We start from the raw sequence: 15,056 nt of genomic DNA, 5'->3' as shown, positions 1-15,056 counted from the left end.
TGAAAGAGACCCCCCACATGAATCAACTCCCGCTCCAAGCCGTCCTGTTCGACATGGACGGCACGCTCGTCGACACCGAGCGCCTGTGGTGGGAGGCGGTGGCGGACGTCGCCGGGCGAGCCCTCACCACGGCCGACGAGCCGGACGTGCTCGGGCGGCCCGTCGAGCACACCGCCGACTGGCTCGTCGCCGGCACGGGACGCCCCGCCGCGGAACTCGCCGAGGCGCTCCACCGGGAGTTCGCCGACCGCGTCCGCGCCGGTATCGTGCCCCGCCCCGGCGCCCTGGACCTGCTCGACGGGCTGGCCCGAGAGGGCGTACCCACCGCCCTGGTCACCGCCTCCCCACGGGCCGTCGCCGACACGGTTCTCGAAGCGCTGGGGGCGAGCCGCTTCGCGGTCTCCGTCACCGCCGACGACACCGAGCACACCAAGCCGGCGCCCGACCCCTACCTCGCCGCCTGCCGGGCCCTCGGCGTCGACCCGGCCGCCTGTGTGGCGGTCGAGGACACCCAGACGGGCGTCAGCTCGGCGGAAGCGGCCGGCTGTACCGTGCTCGCCGTGCCCTCGCTCGCCCCGATCGACGCGGCCCCCGGCCGCACCGTCCTGTCCGGCCTGACCGACGTCACCCCGGCCCGGCTGCGCGCGCTGCTGCCGTACGAACTGCGCGTCATGAGCTGGAACCTCTGGTACGGCGGCACGAAGGTGCGCGACCACCGGGCCAAGCAGCTCAAGGTCATCGCGGAGACCGGGGTCGACGTGGTGGGGCTGCAGGAGACGTACGGCAGTGCGGCGCAGGAGCTGGCTCAGGCGCTCGGCTGGTATCACCACCGGGCGGGGGAGAACCTCGGGATCATCAGCCGGTACCCGATCACCGCTCGGCTCGGTGACCCGGAGGTCGGGTTCTACGGGGCGGCCGGAGCCCGGATCGCCGTAGGGGATCAGGAGGTCGAGATCTGGACGGCGCATCTCGACTACCGGGACTACGGGCCCTATGTGACCGAGGGCGACCCGACCGTGCACGAAAGTGTGCGGCTCGGCGAGATGCGGGACGCGCTGCGCCGGATCGGGGACGCGGAGCCGGTCGTGCTGGTGGGCGACTTCAACTGCCCGTCCCATCTGGACCGGCCGGGCGTCGAGTGGCCGGTGACCAGGGCGGCCGAGGAGGCGGGGTTCCGGGACTCGTACCGCGAGGCGAACCCCGACCCCGTACGGGATCCCGGGCACACCTGGTCGCCGGTCGAGGGCCACCCGGAACCGCAGGACCGGATCGACTTCGTCCTCCACCGGGGCCTGCGGGTTCTCGACTCCCGCACCCACGTCAGCGGCCGCCCGCGACCCCTGCCGGACGTCGCCGACAACGACTGGCCGTCCGATCACGCGGCCGTGATCACCACATTTTCCCTGCACGGGAAGGCCGAACCGGCCTAACATCGATGCCATGACCTGGCGACATTGATCCATAACCCGTCGTGCCTCCCGAGGGCCGCCGCGGACGCCCGTACCTCTCGCGTCCGCATCGCCCCCACGGGAAGGCCTCATGACACTCTCACCCGCGCGCGTGCCCGCCACCGGCTCCATCCGACGGCTCACTCGCACGCTGTACGGTTACGCGTTCCTCGAAGATCTCGTCCTGCTCTACCCGCTGTACGCCCTGCTCTTCGCCGACAGCGGGCTCACGCTGTGGCAGATCTCCTCGCTGTTCGCCCTGTGGTCGATCACCGGCGTCGTGCTGGAGGTGCCCTCCGGCGCCTGGGCCGACGCCGTCTCCCGCCGCGTACTGCTGTGGCTGGGTCCGCTGCTCAGTGCGGTCGGCTTCGCCCTGTGGGTGCTAGTGCCCTCGTACTGGGCCTTCGCGCTCGGCTTCGTCCTGTGGGGCGTCAGCGGAGCGCTGGGCTCCGGCGCGCTGGAGGCCCTGGTCTACGACGAACTGGACCGCCTCGGCGCCGCCGACCGCTACGCCCGGGTCATGGGCCGGGCCCGGGCGGCCGGGCTGCTGGGCGTGATGGCGGCGATGGCGGCGGCCGGGCCGGTCTTCGCGCTCGGCGGCTACCAGGCCGTCGGCGCGGCGAGCGTCGCGGCCTGTCTGCTGGCCGCGGTGACGGCGAGCCGGTTCCCGGAGGACCCGGGACGGGCGAGCGACGGCGAGGGCTGGGCGGCGACCCTGCGCACGGGACTCGCCACCGCCCGCCGTGACCGTTCGCTGCGCGGGGCACTGCTGCTGGTCCCCGCTGTGGCCTGCGTGTGGAGCGCGCTCGACGAGTACTCACCGCTGCTGGTCCGCGAGACCGGCGTCCCCGACGGGTTCGTCCCGTATGCGCTCCTGCTGATCTGGGCCGCCGTCACGGCCGTCAGCCTGCTGGCCGGGCCCGCCGAACGCCTCGGCACGACCGGCTTCACCTGGCTGATCGCGACATCCGCCCTCGCCCTGGCCCTCGGCTCGATCGCCCGCACTCCGGCGGGTCTCGCCCTGATCGCCGTGGCGTTCGCAGGTTTCCAGCTGGCGACCGTCCTCGCCGACGTCCGCCTCCAGCACCGCATCGAGGAGGGCGGCCGAGCCACCCTGACCTCGGTCGCGGGCCTGGGCACCGAACTGCTGACCGTCCTGGTCTACGGTGCCTACGCGGCGGCGGGCGACCACGCCACCCACGGCACGGTCTTCGCCCTGTTCGCGCTGCCGTACCTGGTGGGGGCGGTGATCAGAGCCGCGGCCGGCAGGGCACGAGCCTGACCGGAGGCCGCGCAACGAATCGCTGCGCGGGGGCCGGTCCACGCAACGTTCCGCTCACGAGCGCGCAACGGCTCCTGCTTGTCCGGCCGAGCGCGCCGACCGTACCGTCTATGTGGCCCCCCAACCCCCAGAGCTTCGCGCAGAACGGGCGCCCGGCTCGCGACGCCTGGCACGCACGCTCGCCGCGTTGCCGGAAGGCCCTAGTAGCTCCGCTACGAGGACCTTCCGGCGCCTTGCGATCGCACGCACCAGACGCCGCGAGCTGATCGGACGCCCGTTCTGCGCGAAGCTCTTCCGCCCGGTGAGGAACACGCATGCGCACCGCCCTGCTCCAGAGCTCCGGTCGTCCCGGCTCGGTCGTCGAGAACCTCAAGGTGCTCGACGAGGCCGCGGGCCGTGCCGCCGCCGCGGGCGCCGGGCTGATGGTCGCGCCGGAGATGTTCCTGACCGGGTACGCGATCGGCGACGACATCGCGCGCCTTGCCGAGCCCGCCGACGGGGACAGCGCGGACGCGGTCGCGGAGATCTCCTCCAGGCACGGTCTCGCCATCGCCTACGGCTACCCGGAGAGGGACGGCGAGACCGTGTACAACTCCGCCCAGCTGATCTCCGCCGACGGCACCCGGCTCGCGAACTACCGCAAGACCCATCTCTTCGGCTGCTTCGAGCGCGACCACTTCACGCCGGGGGAGCAGCCCGTGGTGCAGGTGGAGCTGAACGGGCTCCGTGTCGGCATCCTGATCTGTTACGACGTCGAGTTCCCGGAGAACGTCCGCGCCCACGCCCTCGCCGGCACCGACCTGCTGATCGTGCCGACCGCGCAGATGCACCCGTTCCAGTTCGTCGCCGAGTCGATGATCCCGGTGCGGGCCTTCGAGAACCAGATGTACGTCGCCTACGTCAACCGGGTCGGCCAGGAAGGGGAGTTCGAGTTCATCGGCCTCTCCACCCTGGCCGGTCCCGACGGCATCGCCCGCACCCGCGCCGGACGCGGTGAGGAGTTGGTGTTCGCCGACACCGACCCCGCGTTCCTCGCCGCCGCCCGCGAGGCCAACCCGTATCTGCAGGACCGCCGCCCCGCCCTCTACGGGTCCCTCGTCTGAACCTCCCCCCTCTCAGCTCTCAGCTTTCGCAAGGAGTCCGTACCCCATGACGTCCACGGTGCCCAACGCCGTCCAGCACGCCGACGAGCAGCAGCCGCCGATCACCATGTTCGGGCCGGACTTCCCGTACGCGTACGACGACTTCCTCGCCCACCCGGCGGGCCTCGGCCAGATACCCGCGACCGAGCACGGCACCGAGATCGCGGTGATCGGCGGCGGCCTTTCCGGCATCGTGGCCGCGTACGAGCTGATGAAGATGGGCCTCAAGCCGGTGGTCTACGAGGCCGACCAGATCGGCGGCCGACTGCGCACGGTGGGCTTCGAGGGTTGCGACAGCTCCCTGACCGCGGAGATGGGCGCGATGCGCTTCCCGCCCTCCTCCACGGCCCTCCAGCACTACATCGACCTGGTCGGCCTGAAGACCAGCCCCTTCCCCAACCCCCTTGCCGAGTCCACCCCTTCGACGGTGGTCGACCTCAAGGGCGAGTCGCACTACGCCGAGACCATCGACGACCTCCCGCAGGTGTACCGGGATGTCGCCCAGGCCTGGAACAAGTGCCTCGAAGAGGGCGCCGACTTCACCGACATGAACCGCGCGATGCGCGAGCGGGACGTCCCGCGCATCCGCGAGATCTGGGCGCAGCTCGTCGAGAAGCTCGACAACCAGACCTTCTACGGCTTCCTCTGCGACTCCGAGGCCTTCAAGTCCTTCCGGCACCGCGAGATCTTCGGCCAGGTCGGTTTCGGCACCGGCGGCTGGGACACCGACTTCCCGAACTCCATCCTGGAGATCCTGCGGGTCGTCTACACCGAGGCCGACGACCACCACCGCGGCATCGTCGGCGGCTCCCAGCAGCTGCCGCTCAGGCTCTGGGACCGCGAGCCGGAGAAGATCGTCCACTGGGCCTACGGGACCTCCCTGAAGTCCCTTCACGAGAACGGCGAGCCCCGCCCGGCCGTGACCCGGCTGCACCGCACCGCGGGCAACCAGATCACCGTGACCGACGCGAACGGCGACATCCGCACCTACCAGGCCGCGATCTTCACCGCGCAGTCCTGGATGCTGCTGTCGAAGATCGCCTGTGACGACTCGCTCTTCCCGATCGACCACTGGACGGCGATCGAGCGCACCCACTACATGGAGTCCTCGAAGCTGTTCGTCCCGGTCGACCGGCCCTTCTGGCTGGACAAGGCCGTCGACGACAGGGGAAACCCGACCGGCCGGGACGTCATGTCGATGACGCTCACCGACCGTATGACGCGCGGTACTTACCTCCTGGACGACGGCCCGGACAAGCCCGCCGTCATCTGCCTCTCGTACACCTGGTGCGACGACAGCCTGAAGTGGCTGCCGCTGTCCGCGAACGAGCGGATGGAGGTCATGCTGAAGTCGCTCGGCGAGATCTATCCGAAGGTCGACATCCGCAAGCACATCATCGGCAACCCGGTGACCGTGTCCTGGGAGAACGAGCCCTACTTCATGGGCGCGTTCAAGGCCAACCTGCCCGGCCATTACCGCTACCAGCGGCGCCTGTTCACGCACTTCATGCAGGACCGGCTGCCCGAGGACAAGCGGGGCATCTTCCTCGCCGGCGACGACATCTCCTGGACGGCCGGCTGGGCCGAGGGCGCGATCCAGACCGCGCTGAACGCGGTGTGGGGTGTCATGCACCACTTCGGCGGGTCGACCGACGCGTCCAACCCCGGCCCTGGCGACCTGTACGACGAGATCGCGCCGGTGGAGCTCCCGGAGGACTGAGTCAGTCGGGCAGTGGGGTGAGCAGCATGCGGCCCGCGAACCCCACCGCCGCGTCCAGTCGCTCGGTGAACTCCTCGGCCAGATCGGGGAGTCGACGCAGCGCCCACAGCGCTCGGGATGCCGACCAGGTGGCGTCCCGGGCCCGCTCCAGGCTCCACGAGCCGAGCAGATGGGTGAGCGGATCGGCGATCTGGAGCAGGTCGGGGCCCGGCATCAGTTCTTCGCGGATGCGCTCCTCCAGCGAGACGAGGAGATCGCCCACGCGATCGAACTCGTCCTCCAGATCGGTGGGTTCGCAGTCGAGCGTACGACAGGCGTCCACGACGGCGAGCGCCAGATCGTGGCCGATGTGCGCATTGATGCCCGCCAGCGCGAACTGCAACGGTCGTACACCGGGATGGCGGCGGAACTGGAACAGAGGCCGCCAGCATGCGGGCGGTCGCCGCTCGTCGGCCACCGTGTCGACCGCCGCGAGATAGTGCTCCGCGAACCGCACGTCCAGCGTGATCGCGGCCCGCGCGTCCGCGAACCGGCCCGCGTCGATCCGCCGGTCCACCGCCTCGGTCACCGCCAGGTAGACACGGTTGAAGACGGCGACGCCGTCCCGCGCGGGCAGGTCCGCGTCGAGGGCGCGCATACGGCGAATGACCGCGTCCACAGGTGAGGTGAGTTGTTCGCATTGCGCCATGGGGGCAGAGTCGCAGCTTTAGGCTGACGGAAGTGACGGCGGGCCCGACGCTTCCCCAGAACGGGGGAACGCACCCGTCGTGGGGGAGGGGGAAGAGCGTCGTGGGTGGCTTACGTGCCCAGCGTCTTGCTGCACGCAGGTCCGCGCGCCGAAGGGCCGCACGCCGGGGGGCCATGGTCGTGGCCGCCTCCGTCGTGGTCGCCGTCGGGACCGCGGCCGGGATGATCTCGGCGCTCGACGAAGGGGGCGGCTCCGACGAGGCCCGCCCCGAGGTGACGTACACGCCGCGCCTCCAGTCGCTGCCGGTGGAGCCGCCGGTCTCCCCGTCGGTCAGCGCGTCGTCCTCCGCCACGCCCTCGCCGACGAAGAAGCAGGGGACGAGCCCCACACCCTCGCCCACGAAGACCGAGCGCGAGAGGCAGACGGCCGCCGTGTCCACCCGGCTGTACCGGCACCCCGAGTCCCAAGTGCTGGACTGGGTCCGGGAGAACGCCGGCGATCCCCGGCACGGCGTCATCCAGTCCCGGATCGCCGCGCAACCGGCCGCGGTGTGGTTCGCCGACTTCACTCCGGACTCCATCACCGCCCGGGTCCGCGCGGTCACCTCCGGCGGCGCCGCCCTCGGCCGGGTCCCGGTCGTCGTGGCGTACGCGATCCCGGACCGTGACTGCGGAGGCCACAGCCAGGGCGGGGCGCCCGACCTCGACGCCTACGACGACTGGATCGACCGCTTCGCCGCGGGCCTCGGCTCCGACGACGTCATCGTCGTCCTGGAACCCGACGCCGTCGCCCAGGCCGAGTGTCTCTCGGGCGGCCAACGCGCCGACCGCTTCGCCTCGTTGGCCCGTGCGGGACGCGTCCTGAAGGAGGCCAACCCGAGGGCCCGCGTCTACTACGACGCAGGCCACTCCGGCTGGCACGCCCCCGCCACACAGGCGGGCTGGCTCAAGCAGGCCGGCGCCGCCTCGCCCGCCTCCTCCGACGGGATCTTCAGCAACGTCTCCAACTTCCACACCACGGCCGACGAGATCGCCTACGACCGACAGGTCCTGGACGCCCTCGGCGGCCCCGCCTCGCTCGGCGCCGTCATCGACACCAGCCGCAACGGCAACGGCGCCCCGGCGGGCGGCCAGTGGTGCGACCCGGCAGGACGGCAGATCGGCCGGGCGCCCACCATGAGCACCGGGGAGGCGCGGATCGACGCCTACCTGTGGGTCAAGCTCCCCGGGGAGTCGGACGGCTGCAAGGGGACGCCGGGGACGTTCAGCCCGTCGTACGCCTACGACTTGGCCTCGTCGTAGGAGGACGTGCCCTCGTCGAGGAGCGGCTCCTGGGCCTTGAGGTGGGCCGGGGCGAAGTAGCGCAGGGCGTGATAGCCGGTGATGACGGCCAGGGTGCCCAGTGCGATGCCGCTCAGCTCGAAGGTGTCGGTGAACTCCATGGTCACGTTGCCGACGCCGATGATGATGCCCGCGGCGGCCGGTACCAGGTTCAGCGGATTGCGCAGGTCCACCTCGGCGTTGATCCAGATCTGCGCGCCGAGCAGGCCGATCATGCCGTACAGGATGACGGTGATACCGCCGAGGACGCCGCCCGGGACGGCGGCCACGATCGCACCGAACTTCGGGCACAGGCCGAACAGGAGGGCGAAGCAGGCCGCGGCCCAGTAGGCGGCCGTGGAGTAGACGCGGGTCGCCGCCATCACGCCGATGTTCTCGGAGTACGTGGTGGTGGGCGGGCCGCCGACCGCGGTGGAGAGCACGGAGCCGACGCCGTCGGCGGAGATCGCGGTGCCGAGCTTGTCGTCCAGGTCGTCGCCGGTCATCTCGCCGACCGCCTTGACGTGTCCGGCGTTCTCGGCGACCAGGGCGATCACGACGGGCAGGGCGACCAGGATCGCCGACCACTCGAAGGACGGGCCGTGGAGGGTCGGCAGGCCGATCCAGTCGGCCTGGCCGACGGCGGAGAGGTCGAGGCGCCAGTGGTCGGTGAGCTTGCCGCTCGCGTCGACCGAGTGGATCTTCCCGAAGATCCGGTCGAAGGCCCAGGAGATGCCGTAGCCGAAGATCAGCCCGAGGAAGATCGCGATCCTGGACCAGAAGCCGCGCAGACAGACCACGGCCAGACCGGTGAACAGCATCACCAGCAGCGCCGTCCACTGGTCCTGCGGCCAGTAGGTGGCCGCGGTGACCGGCGCCAGGTTGAAGCCGATCAGCATCACGACCGCGCCGGTGACGATCGGCGGCATCGCGGCGTGGATGATCCGCGCCCCGAAGCGCTGGACGGCGACACCGACCAGGAAGAGCGCGACGCCGACGACCAGAACCGCTCCGGTCACGGTGGCGCTGGTGCCGCCGTCGGCGCGGATGACCGCGGCCACGCCCACGAACGACAGTGAGCAGCCCAGATAGCTGGGCACCCTCCCGCGCGTGGCGAGCAGGAAGACCATGGTCGCGACGCCCGACATCATGATCGCCAGGTTGGGGTCCGGGCCCATCAGGACCGGGGCCACGAAGGACGCCCCGAACATCGCCACCACGTGCTGGGCGCCCAGTCCGGCCGTGCGCGGCCAGGAGAGCCGTTCATCGGGCCGGACCACCGCTCCGGGCGCCGGCGTGCGTCCGTCGCCGTGCAGGTTCCAGCGGACGCCAAGATCCATGGTGCGGTTTCGCTTTCGGTGGTGCGTGCGGTTGTCCGGACCATTGTCAGGGGTGAAAGGGGATGCTGAGCGTCCGCTCAGGGAGCCACGTTTCGGCTCTCCTGCGGTCGGCCGATCGCCGCCGGCTTGCGTTCGGCGGTGCGCAGGACGCCCGCGAAGGCGGCGAGCCCGGTCGTCAGCAGTGTCACCAGACCGAACGACACCACCAGGCTGGTCGCCTGGGCGAGCCCGCCGATCGCGCTGGGCGCGACCAGACCCGAGGTGTACGTGATGGTCGCGACGCCCGCGATGGCCTGGCTGGGGTTGGGGCCACTGCGGCCCGCCGCCGCGAAGCACAGCGGCACGACCACCGCGATGCCGAGGCCCATCAGCCCGAACCCGGCCATCGCCAGGGCGGGATGGTTCGCGACGACGATCAGCAGGCCGCCGGCGGCCGCGAGAACACCGCCGGTCCGTACGGTCCGCACGGCGCCGTACCGGTCCACCACCTTGTCGCCCGCGATCCGGGCGACGGCCATGGTGAGCGTGAAGCCCATGGTGCAGGCGGCGGCCAGACCGGCCGAGGCCGCCAACTCGTCGCGCAGATAGACCGCGGACCAGTCCAGACTCGCCCCCTCCGCGAACACCGCGCAGAATCCGACCGCGCCGATGAGCAGGGCCGAGCGGGGCGGCAGCGCGAACCGGGGCGGGGGTTCCTCGTCCTGGGCGGGTTGCAGATCGAGCACCCAGGCGCAGGAGGCCACGCCGAGGACGGTCAGTACGGCCGCCGCCAGCAGGTGGTGCAGCCGGGCGTCGGTGCCCAGGTGTGCGGCGAGCGTGCCGCCGAGCGAGCCGAGGACGGCGCCCGCGCTCCACATGCCGTGCAGCCCGGACATGATCGACCGGCCGAGCCGGTTCTCCACCTCCACGCCGAGCGCGTTCATCGCGACGTCCGCCATTCCGGAGGTGGCGCCGTAGACGAACAGGGCGAGACAGAGGGTGAGGAGGTTCGGGGCGAGGGACGGCAGGATCAGGGCCAGCGTCCACAGCGCGATCAGGGCGCGCAGGGCGTTCCGGGCGCCGAAGCGGTGGGTGATGCCTCCGGCGAGCGGCATCGCCACCGACGCGCCGAGCGCCGGGAAGGCCAGAGCGAGCCCCAACTGGCCCGCGCTCACCGAGGCATGGTCCTGGATCCACGGCACCCGGGTCGCGAACGAGCCGGTCACGGCCCCGTGCACGGTGAAGACAGCGGCCACGGCGTACCGCGCCCGCTTCACCTCGCGTCCGTCGTAGACCACGTCACTCATGCTCAGGCCCCTCCCGCGTGTCTGTCGGTCGCGTAAACTATCAGGAACCCTGCCTGATAGATAGGGTGGCCGCTCACCGCATCCGCCGATCTGGAAGGATCCCGGCATGCCCGCATCCCCCAGTACCGCCCGGGCCATCAACGACCGGCTCGCCCTGCGCCTGCTCCAGGAGGAGGGCCCCTTGACGGCGGGACGGCTCAAAGAGCTGACCGGCCTCTCCCGGCCGAGCGTGGCCGACCTCGTCGACCGCCTCACCGCCGCCGGACTGATCGAGGTCGTGGGGGAGTCGGGGGAGCAACGACGCGGGCCCAACGCCAAGGTGTACGGCATCGTCGCCGCGCGGGCCCATCTGGCGGCGCTTGACGTACGCACCGAGGGTGTCGCCGTGGCCGTGTCCGACCTGGTCGGCGAGGTGCTGGCACAGGCGTCGGCGCCGATCGACGGGGGCGTCGGGACGGGCCCCGCGGTCGAGCAGGCGGTGGCCTTGGTGGAGCGGGCGGTGAAGGAGGCCGGCGTGGACCGGCCGCACACGGTCGGCATCGGCGCGCCGGGCCTGATCGACCCGGCGACGGGCGAACTGCGCAGCTCCACGGGCCTGCCGGAATGGCACCGCCGTCTGGTGGCGACCCTTCAGGAGCGGCTGCCCCAAGCGCGGGTGAGTGTGGAGAACGAGACGAACCTGGCGGCACTGGCGGAACAGCGCGACGGAGCCGCGGCGGACCGCGACACCTTCGTCCTCCTCTGGCTCGGCATGGGCGTCGGCGCCGCGGTGGTCCTGGACGGCACCCTGCGCCGGGGCGCCTCGGGCGGCACGGGCGAGATCGGCTTCCTGCCGGTACCGGGCACGACGGGCCTGCCGTCGGCGACAGGCTGCGACGGCGGCTTCCACTCCTTGGCGGGGGCGGGGGCGGTCGCGCAACTGGCGGCGGAACACGGAGTGACGGCACCGGAGGCCCAGGGCGAACCACATGCGGCGACGCTGGTCCGCACGGCTGTGAACTCGGCGGACGACCCGGCCAACGCCGCCTTCCTGAACACCCTCGCGGACCGCCTGGCCCTGGGCGCCGCGGCGGTCATCTCGGTCCTCGACCCCGGCTGTGTGGTCCTGGCGGGCGAGATCGGCCGAGCGGGCGGGGAGGATCTGGCTGCACGCGTCCAGGACCGCCTGCTCCACCTGTCCCCACTACCGACGGAGGTACGGGCAAGCACGCTGGGAGGCGAGGCGGTGCTACGGGGTGCGCTACTGACGGCGCGGGACCGGGCTCAAGAGGAACTGTTCGCTCCGCCCGTGCGCTAGGAGCGGCAGGGGCGAGGAACGCTGTCAGCGGCCGAAACGTACCGCCAGATACTCCTCGAACGTGCCCTTCCCCACCGCATGCTCCGGCGCCAAGTGGCCTCCTGCCCGGAAGGCCCGGTACGCCTTGCCCGCCAGAGGGACGCTCACCACCCGACGTTTCCGCCCCGTCGCCTTCAGGTACGCCCGGGCCAGCGACTCGACGGAACGTACCTCCGGCCCCGCCATGTCGTCGACCCGGCCCACGGGAGCAGCGAGCGCCAGTTCGACCAACCGGTCCGCCACCTCCGCCACATCGACCGGCTGGTCCCGTACCCCGGTCGGCAACAGCATCACCGGAGGCTTGGCCAGGACCCCGAACACCTGCACAAGCAAGTCGTGGAACTGCGTCGCCCGCAGGATCGTCCAGCCGACGCCCGAGTTCTCGATCAGCTTCTCCACCGCGAGCTTGCTCCGGTAGTAGCCGAACGGCACCCGGTCGACACCGACGATCGAGATGTAGACCAGATGGCGCACACCCGCCCCTCGCGCCGCTGCGATCAGATGCTCCGCTGCCTCCTCGTCCCCACCACGCGGCGAACTCGCGCAGTGCACGATCGCGTCCGCACCGGAGACGGCCGCATCCAGCCCGGGCCCACCCTCACGCAGATCCACGGCGTACGGCTGCGCGTGCCGACTGAGCACGCGCACGTCGTGCCCGTCCGCCCCCAACCGCTCCGCGACGAGCCGCCCGAGGGTTCCAGTACCGCCGGTCACCAGAATCGTGGTCATGCCCAGCATCCTGCCAGAGCCGGGAGTTGAAGGCCCGGCGGCGGGCAAGGGCCGTCGTCACCGCCGCCGGGCCGGTCCGAGCGCGGGGCTCAGCAGGCGCCGAGGTCCTGCCACACACCCCATTCACCGGTGGTTCCGGGCTCCTCGCCCTTCGTCCACCACTTCGCCTTCCACGAGTGCCCCTTGTGGGAGACAGTGCTGCCCCCGCCGTACTCCGTACTCGCGCTCCAGGCCGGAGTCGTGCAGGAGCCGGTCCCCTCGGACGGAGTCGGTGAGGGCGAAGGCGATCCACCGCCCGGCTCCACCACCGAAGTCCCCCGAGCCAGATCCCCCGCCAGCGCATACGTCGTCCCACCGAACGTCACCGTCCAGTTCGACGGAGTCGACACCGGCAGGTAGTACACGAAGTCCAACTCCACCGACGCCCCGGGCGCCAGCGTCTGCCAGCTGGGCAGCTTCAGCGAGACCCGGTGGTAGTCGCCCTTCAGCCCACCGACATTGCTCCCGGTGTGATCGCTGCGGATCACCGAAGTACCCCACCCGGACTGGTCCTTGGCGTTTCCGGGCGCCGAAGTGCCGTAGTCGAAGCGGAACTCCGTGCCACCCGGCAGCGTCGCCGACGTGTTGTTCGTGATCTTCAGCTTGGGGCTGATCGGGTAGTTGGAGTCACCCAGCGGGAACTGCCCGAACTCCACGTCGATGTTCAACGCCTGGCTCGGCAGATCGATCGTCGACCGCTTCGCGCCGTACGGGGAGGCCGACTTGAACTTCTCGTACATCGCGGTCGTCAGCGTCGACCCGGGCTCGTACTGCCCCTTGGCCGCGTTCCAGCCGTAGTCCCCGGCCAGCTCCCAGACCATCGTGCCGCCGATGCCGTTCTCGACGACATAGTCGGCCTTGGCGTTCACCGACTGCTCGTCCTCGGTCGACAGGAACACCTTCTTCTCGGCGTTCCACAGCCACGGCGCGACCAGTGTGGAGTCGTACTTCCGGGCGTAGGTGCCGGTCAGCCGGGTGTCGGCCGGGAAGCCGTACTCGGTGACGTAATCACCGACGACGCCCTTCTCCAGGTTCTTGGCGTGCCACATCGGGTTCGAACCCGCGGGCGACTCCTTGCCGTTGGTGTCGAGGTCGTGCCAGAGGTTGTCGATGCCCACGGCCCCGTCACCGCACTTGGTCAAGCCGGAGCCCGCCGGACAGGTCGTCGAGGACGCCTTGCCCCAGAGGCCGTCGGTCCCGCCGGTGACGTTCTTGAACCCCCTTGTGTAATAGGGGAGTCCGATGTTGATCCGTCCGGCCGGCATCGAACCGCGGAAGTAGTGATACGACCAGTCGGTGTTCAGATAGCCGATTCCGCCGTACTGCGAGGTCGAATACACGCCCGCGGCGGCGAGTTCGGCGTCCTTGCCGTCGTCGAAGAGCGAGGCGTTCGGGCCGACGTATTCGTTCCAGGCGCCATGGAGGTCGTACGACATGATGTTGACGTAGTCCAGATACTTCTGGACCTGGAAGGTCTCCATGCCGCGCAGCAGGTATCCGGAGGAGGGTGCCGCGACCGAGAGCAGATAGTGCTTGCCGTCCGCCGCGCCCGCGCGGTCGAGCTTCTCGCGCAGGGACTTCATCAGGGCCGCGTAGCCCTTGACCAGGCCGGCTCTGCGGGCGTTGGAGAGGGACCAGTCGAGCGGGTTGCCCGCGTCCTTCATCGTCGTCGGGTACTCGTAGTCGATGTCGACGCCGTTGAAGCCGTACTTCCTGATGAAATCGACGGCGGAATTCGCGAAGGTGTCGATGCCCGCCTGGTTCACCGAGCCGTCGGCGTTGGTGGCCATCGAGTAGAAGCCGCCGGAGTTCACCCGCGTGCCGTCGTCCGCGAAGTAGCCGCCGGTCTCGGCCCAACCGCCCACCGATATCAGCGTCTTGACGTTCGGGTGCTGCTTCTTGAATTTGTTGAGCAGATTGAAATGGCCCTTGTAGGAGAACTCCGGGTCCATCTCCGCGCCGCTCACGCCCGGCCAGGTCGTCCCGGTCGCCGCGTTGGTCGCGCCGTCCGCGCCGACGGAGATCTTGTTCGAGCCGTCGATGTGCGCGAACGCGTAGTTGAGGTGGGTGACCTTGTCCCACGGGATGTCCGGCGCGAGATAGGCGGGCGTGCCGTCCTTGCCGGTGCGCCAGCCGGTGAAGTAGCCGATCACCCGGCGCTGGTGGTCGGCGCCCATCTTCTCCCGGCCCTCGGCGTCGTAGACCGCGCAGTACGGGACATCGGCGCCGGGCGTCTTGTAGAGCCCGTCGGGGCGGCAGGACTCCTGGTCGGCGGCGTGCGAGACGGTGGCCGGGAGCCCGGCGAGGACCAGGCCGGCGACCGCGGCCACCGCGGCGAACAAGGCGGGTCTCGCTCGGTTGCGTGACAGCAAGTCGGTTCCTCTCCACGGAAGTTGCGCAGACAGTAGGGAGGACTAGACCAATGAGTCAATAGGTATGGACCAATTCACGGATGGACCAATGTGCCGATGTAGATGTCCAGGCATGCATCCTGTGAGCCAGCCCACAGCCCTCACCCGCATGGACGTCGATCGGGCGTGGCACACTGGCCCTGTACCAGAAGCAGCGCACTCCGGGGTCGGTGAAAGTCCGAACCGGCGGTTACAGTCCGCGACCCGGTCGCCTCCAGCGGCCGGTTGACCAGGTGAAATTCCTGGACCGACGGTTAAAGTCCGGATGGGAGGCAGTGCGCGGCGGGCGGGCATTCGTGCGCGCCGCCGATATGAG

Annotated in this window: 11 protein-coding genes and 1 riboswitch; of the genes, 6 read left to right on the top strand and 5 right to left on the bottom strand. The window is 70.6% G+C overall.

Features of this window, described 5'->3' with window-relative positions:
* Window positions 1-17 precede the first annotated feature (17 nt).
* From OHT76_RS07695 to OHT76_RS07680, 4 genes are all read left to right on the top strand, one after another.
* Window positions 18-1,430 carry an HAD-IA family hydrolase gene (locus tag OHT76_RS07695; RefSeq protein ID WP_328869995.1) on the top strand — a complete coding sequence of 471 codons (1,413 nt, stop codon included), beginning with the start codon at window positions 18-20 and terminating at the stop codon, window positions 1,428-1,430.
* A 109-nt stretch (window positions 1,431-1,539) separates the two neighbouring features.
* Window positions 1,540-2,730: an MFS transporter gene (locus OHT76_RS07690; protein ID WP_328869994.1), complete on the top strand. Its 1,191-nt coding sequence runs from the start codon at window positions 1,540-1,542 to the stop codon at window positions 2,728-2,730.
* Between the two features lie 314 nt (window positions 2,731-3,044).
* Window positions 3,045-3,833, top strand: coding sequence for a carbon-nitrogen hydrolase family protein (locus OHT76_RS07685; protein ID WP_328869993.1), 789 nt, complete (start codon window positions 3,045-3,047; stop codon window positions 3,831-3,833).
* A 46-nt stretch (window positions 3,834-3,879) separates the two neighbouring features.
* On the top strand, window positions 3,880-5,592 hold the full coding sequence (locus tag OHT76_RS07680) for a flavin monoamine oxidase family protein (RefSeq protein WP_328869992.1): 1,713 nt from the start codon (window positions 3,880-3,882) through the stop codon (window positions 5,590-5,592).
* Between the two features lies 1 nt (window position 5,593).
* Here OHT76_RS07680 and OHT76_RS07675 read toward each other — a convergent pair whose 3' ends face one another.
* Window positions 5,594-6,280 (bottom strand): DUF5995 family protein, encoded by a 687-nt coding sequence (locus OHT76_RS07675; RefSeq protein WP_328869991.1) that lies wholly within the window; start codon window positions 6,278-6,280, stop codon window positions 5,594-5,596.
* Window positions 6,281-6,453: 173 nt separating this feature from the next.
* Between OHT76_RS07675 and OHT76_RS07670 the strand changes: the two genes are divergently transcribed.
* A complete protein-coding gene (locus OHT76_RS07670; RefSeq protein ID WP_328869990.1) occupies window positions 6,454-7,581 on the top strand; it encodes a glycoside hydrolase family 6 protein in 1,128 nt (375 codons plus the stop codon).
* On the opposite strand, the gene OHT76_RS07665 is transcribed toward OHT76_RS07670, so the two are convergent.
* Window positions 7,560-8,939: a uracil-xanthine permease family protein gene (locus tag OHT76_RS07665; protein WP_328869989.1), complete on the bottom strand. Its 1,380-nt coding sequence runs from the start codon at window positions 8,937-8,939 to the stop codon at window positions 7,560-7,562. The two genes, OHT76_RS07670 and OHT76_RS07665, sit on opposite strands and share 22 nt — an antisense overlap.
* A 77-nt stretch (window positions 8,940-9,016) precedes the next feature.
* The gene (locus OHT76_RS07660; protein ID WP_328869988.1) at window positions 9,017-10,225 is read right to left on the bottom strand and encodes an MFS transporter; all 1,209 of its coding nucleotides are present in this window, start codon (window positions 10,223-10,225) and stop codon (window positions 9,017-9,019) included.
* A gap of 106 nt (window positions 10,226-10,331) precedes the next feature.
* Between OHT76_RS07660 and OHT76_RS07655 the strand changes: the two genes are divergently transcribed.
* Window positions 10,332-11,522, top strand: a complete 1,191-nt coding sequence (locus tag OHT76_RS07655; protein ID WP_328869987.1) for an ROK family transcriptional regulator — start codon at window positions 10,332-10,334, stop codon at window positions 11,520-11,522.
* A gap of 24 nt (window positions 11,523-11,546) precedes the next feature.
* On the opposite strand, the gene OHT76_RS07650 is transcribed toward OHT76_RS07655, so the two are convergent.
* Both OHT76_RS07650 and OHT76_RS07645 read right to left on the bottom strand, forming a co-directional pair.
* The gene (locus OHT76_RS07650) at window positions 11,547-12,290 is read right to left on the bottom strand and encodes an SDR family oxidoreductase (protein ID WP_328869986.1); all 744 of its coding nucleotides are present in this window, start codon (window positions 12,288-12,290) and stop codon (window positions 11,547-11,549) included.
* Window positions 12,291-12,379: 89 nt separating this feature from the next.
* Window positions 12,380-14,701, bottom strand: coding sequence for a chitinase C-terminal domain-containing protein (locus tag OHT76_RS07645; RefSeq protein WP_328869985.1), 2,322 nt, complete (start codon window positions 14,699-14,701; stop codon window positions 12,380-12,382).
* Between the two features lie 191 nt (window positions 14,702-14,892).
* Window positions 14,893-15,023, top strand: a riboswitch (FMN riboswitch).
* Window positions 15,024-15,056 lie beyond the last annotated feature (33 nt).

Origin of the sequence: Streptomyces sp. NBC_00287, assembly GCF_036173105.1 — a bacterium.
Taxonomy (GTDB): Bacteria; Actinomycetota; Actinomycetes; order Streptomycetales; family Streptomycetaceae; genus Streptomyces.
The sequence above is the reverse complement of the archived record's forward strand: the minus strand, read 5'-3'. Positions and strand labels throughout refer to the sequence as shown.

Excerpts from the sequence above, each read along its gene's own strand:
- OHT76_RS07685 (WP_328869993.1), top strand. The coding sequence starts at position 3,045 with ATGCGCACCGCCCTGCTCCAGAGCTCCGGTCGTCCCGGCTCGGTCGTC.
- OHT76_RS07690 (WP_328869994.1), top strand. The coding sequence starts at position 1,540 with ATGACACTCTCACCCGCGCGCGTGCCCGCCACCGGCTCCATCCGACGG.
- OHT76_RS07695 (WP_328869995.1), top strand. The coding sequence starts at position 18 with ATGAATCAACTCCCGCTCCAAGCCGTCCTGTTCGACATGGACGGCACG.
- OHT76_RS07665 (WP_328869989.1), bottom strand. The coding sequence starts at position 8,939 with ATGGATCTTGGCGTCCGCTGGAACCTGCACGGCGACGGACGCACGCCG.
- OHT76_RS07650 (WP_328869986.1), bottom strand. The coding sequence starts at position 12,290 with ATGACCACGATTCTGGTGACCGGCGGTACTGGAACCCTCGGGCGGCTC.
- OHT76_RS07675 (WP_328869991.1), bottom strand. The coding sequence starts at position 6,280 with ATGGCGCAATGCGAACAACTCACCTCACCTGTGGACGCGGTCATTCGC.
- OHT76_RS07680 (WP_328869992.1), top strand. The coding sequence starts at position 3,880 with ATGACGTCCACGGTGCCCAACGCCGTCCAGCACGCCGACGAGCAGCAG.
- OHT76_RS07655 (WP_328869987.1), top strand. The coding sequence starts at position 10,332 with ATGCCCGCATCCCCCAGTACCGCCCGGGCCATCAACGACCGGCTCGCC.
- OHT76_RS07660 (WP_328869988.1), bottom strand. The coding sequence starts at position 10,225 with ATGAGTGACGTGGTCTACGACGGACGCGAGGTGAAGCGGGCGCGGTAC.
- OHT76_RS07670 (WP_328869990.1), top strand. The coding sequence starts at position 6,454 with ATGGTCGTGGCCGCCTCCGTCGTGGTCGCCGTCGGGACCGCGGCCGGG.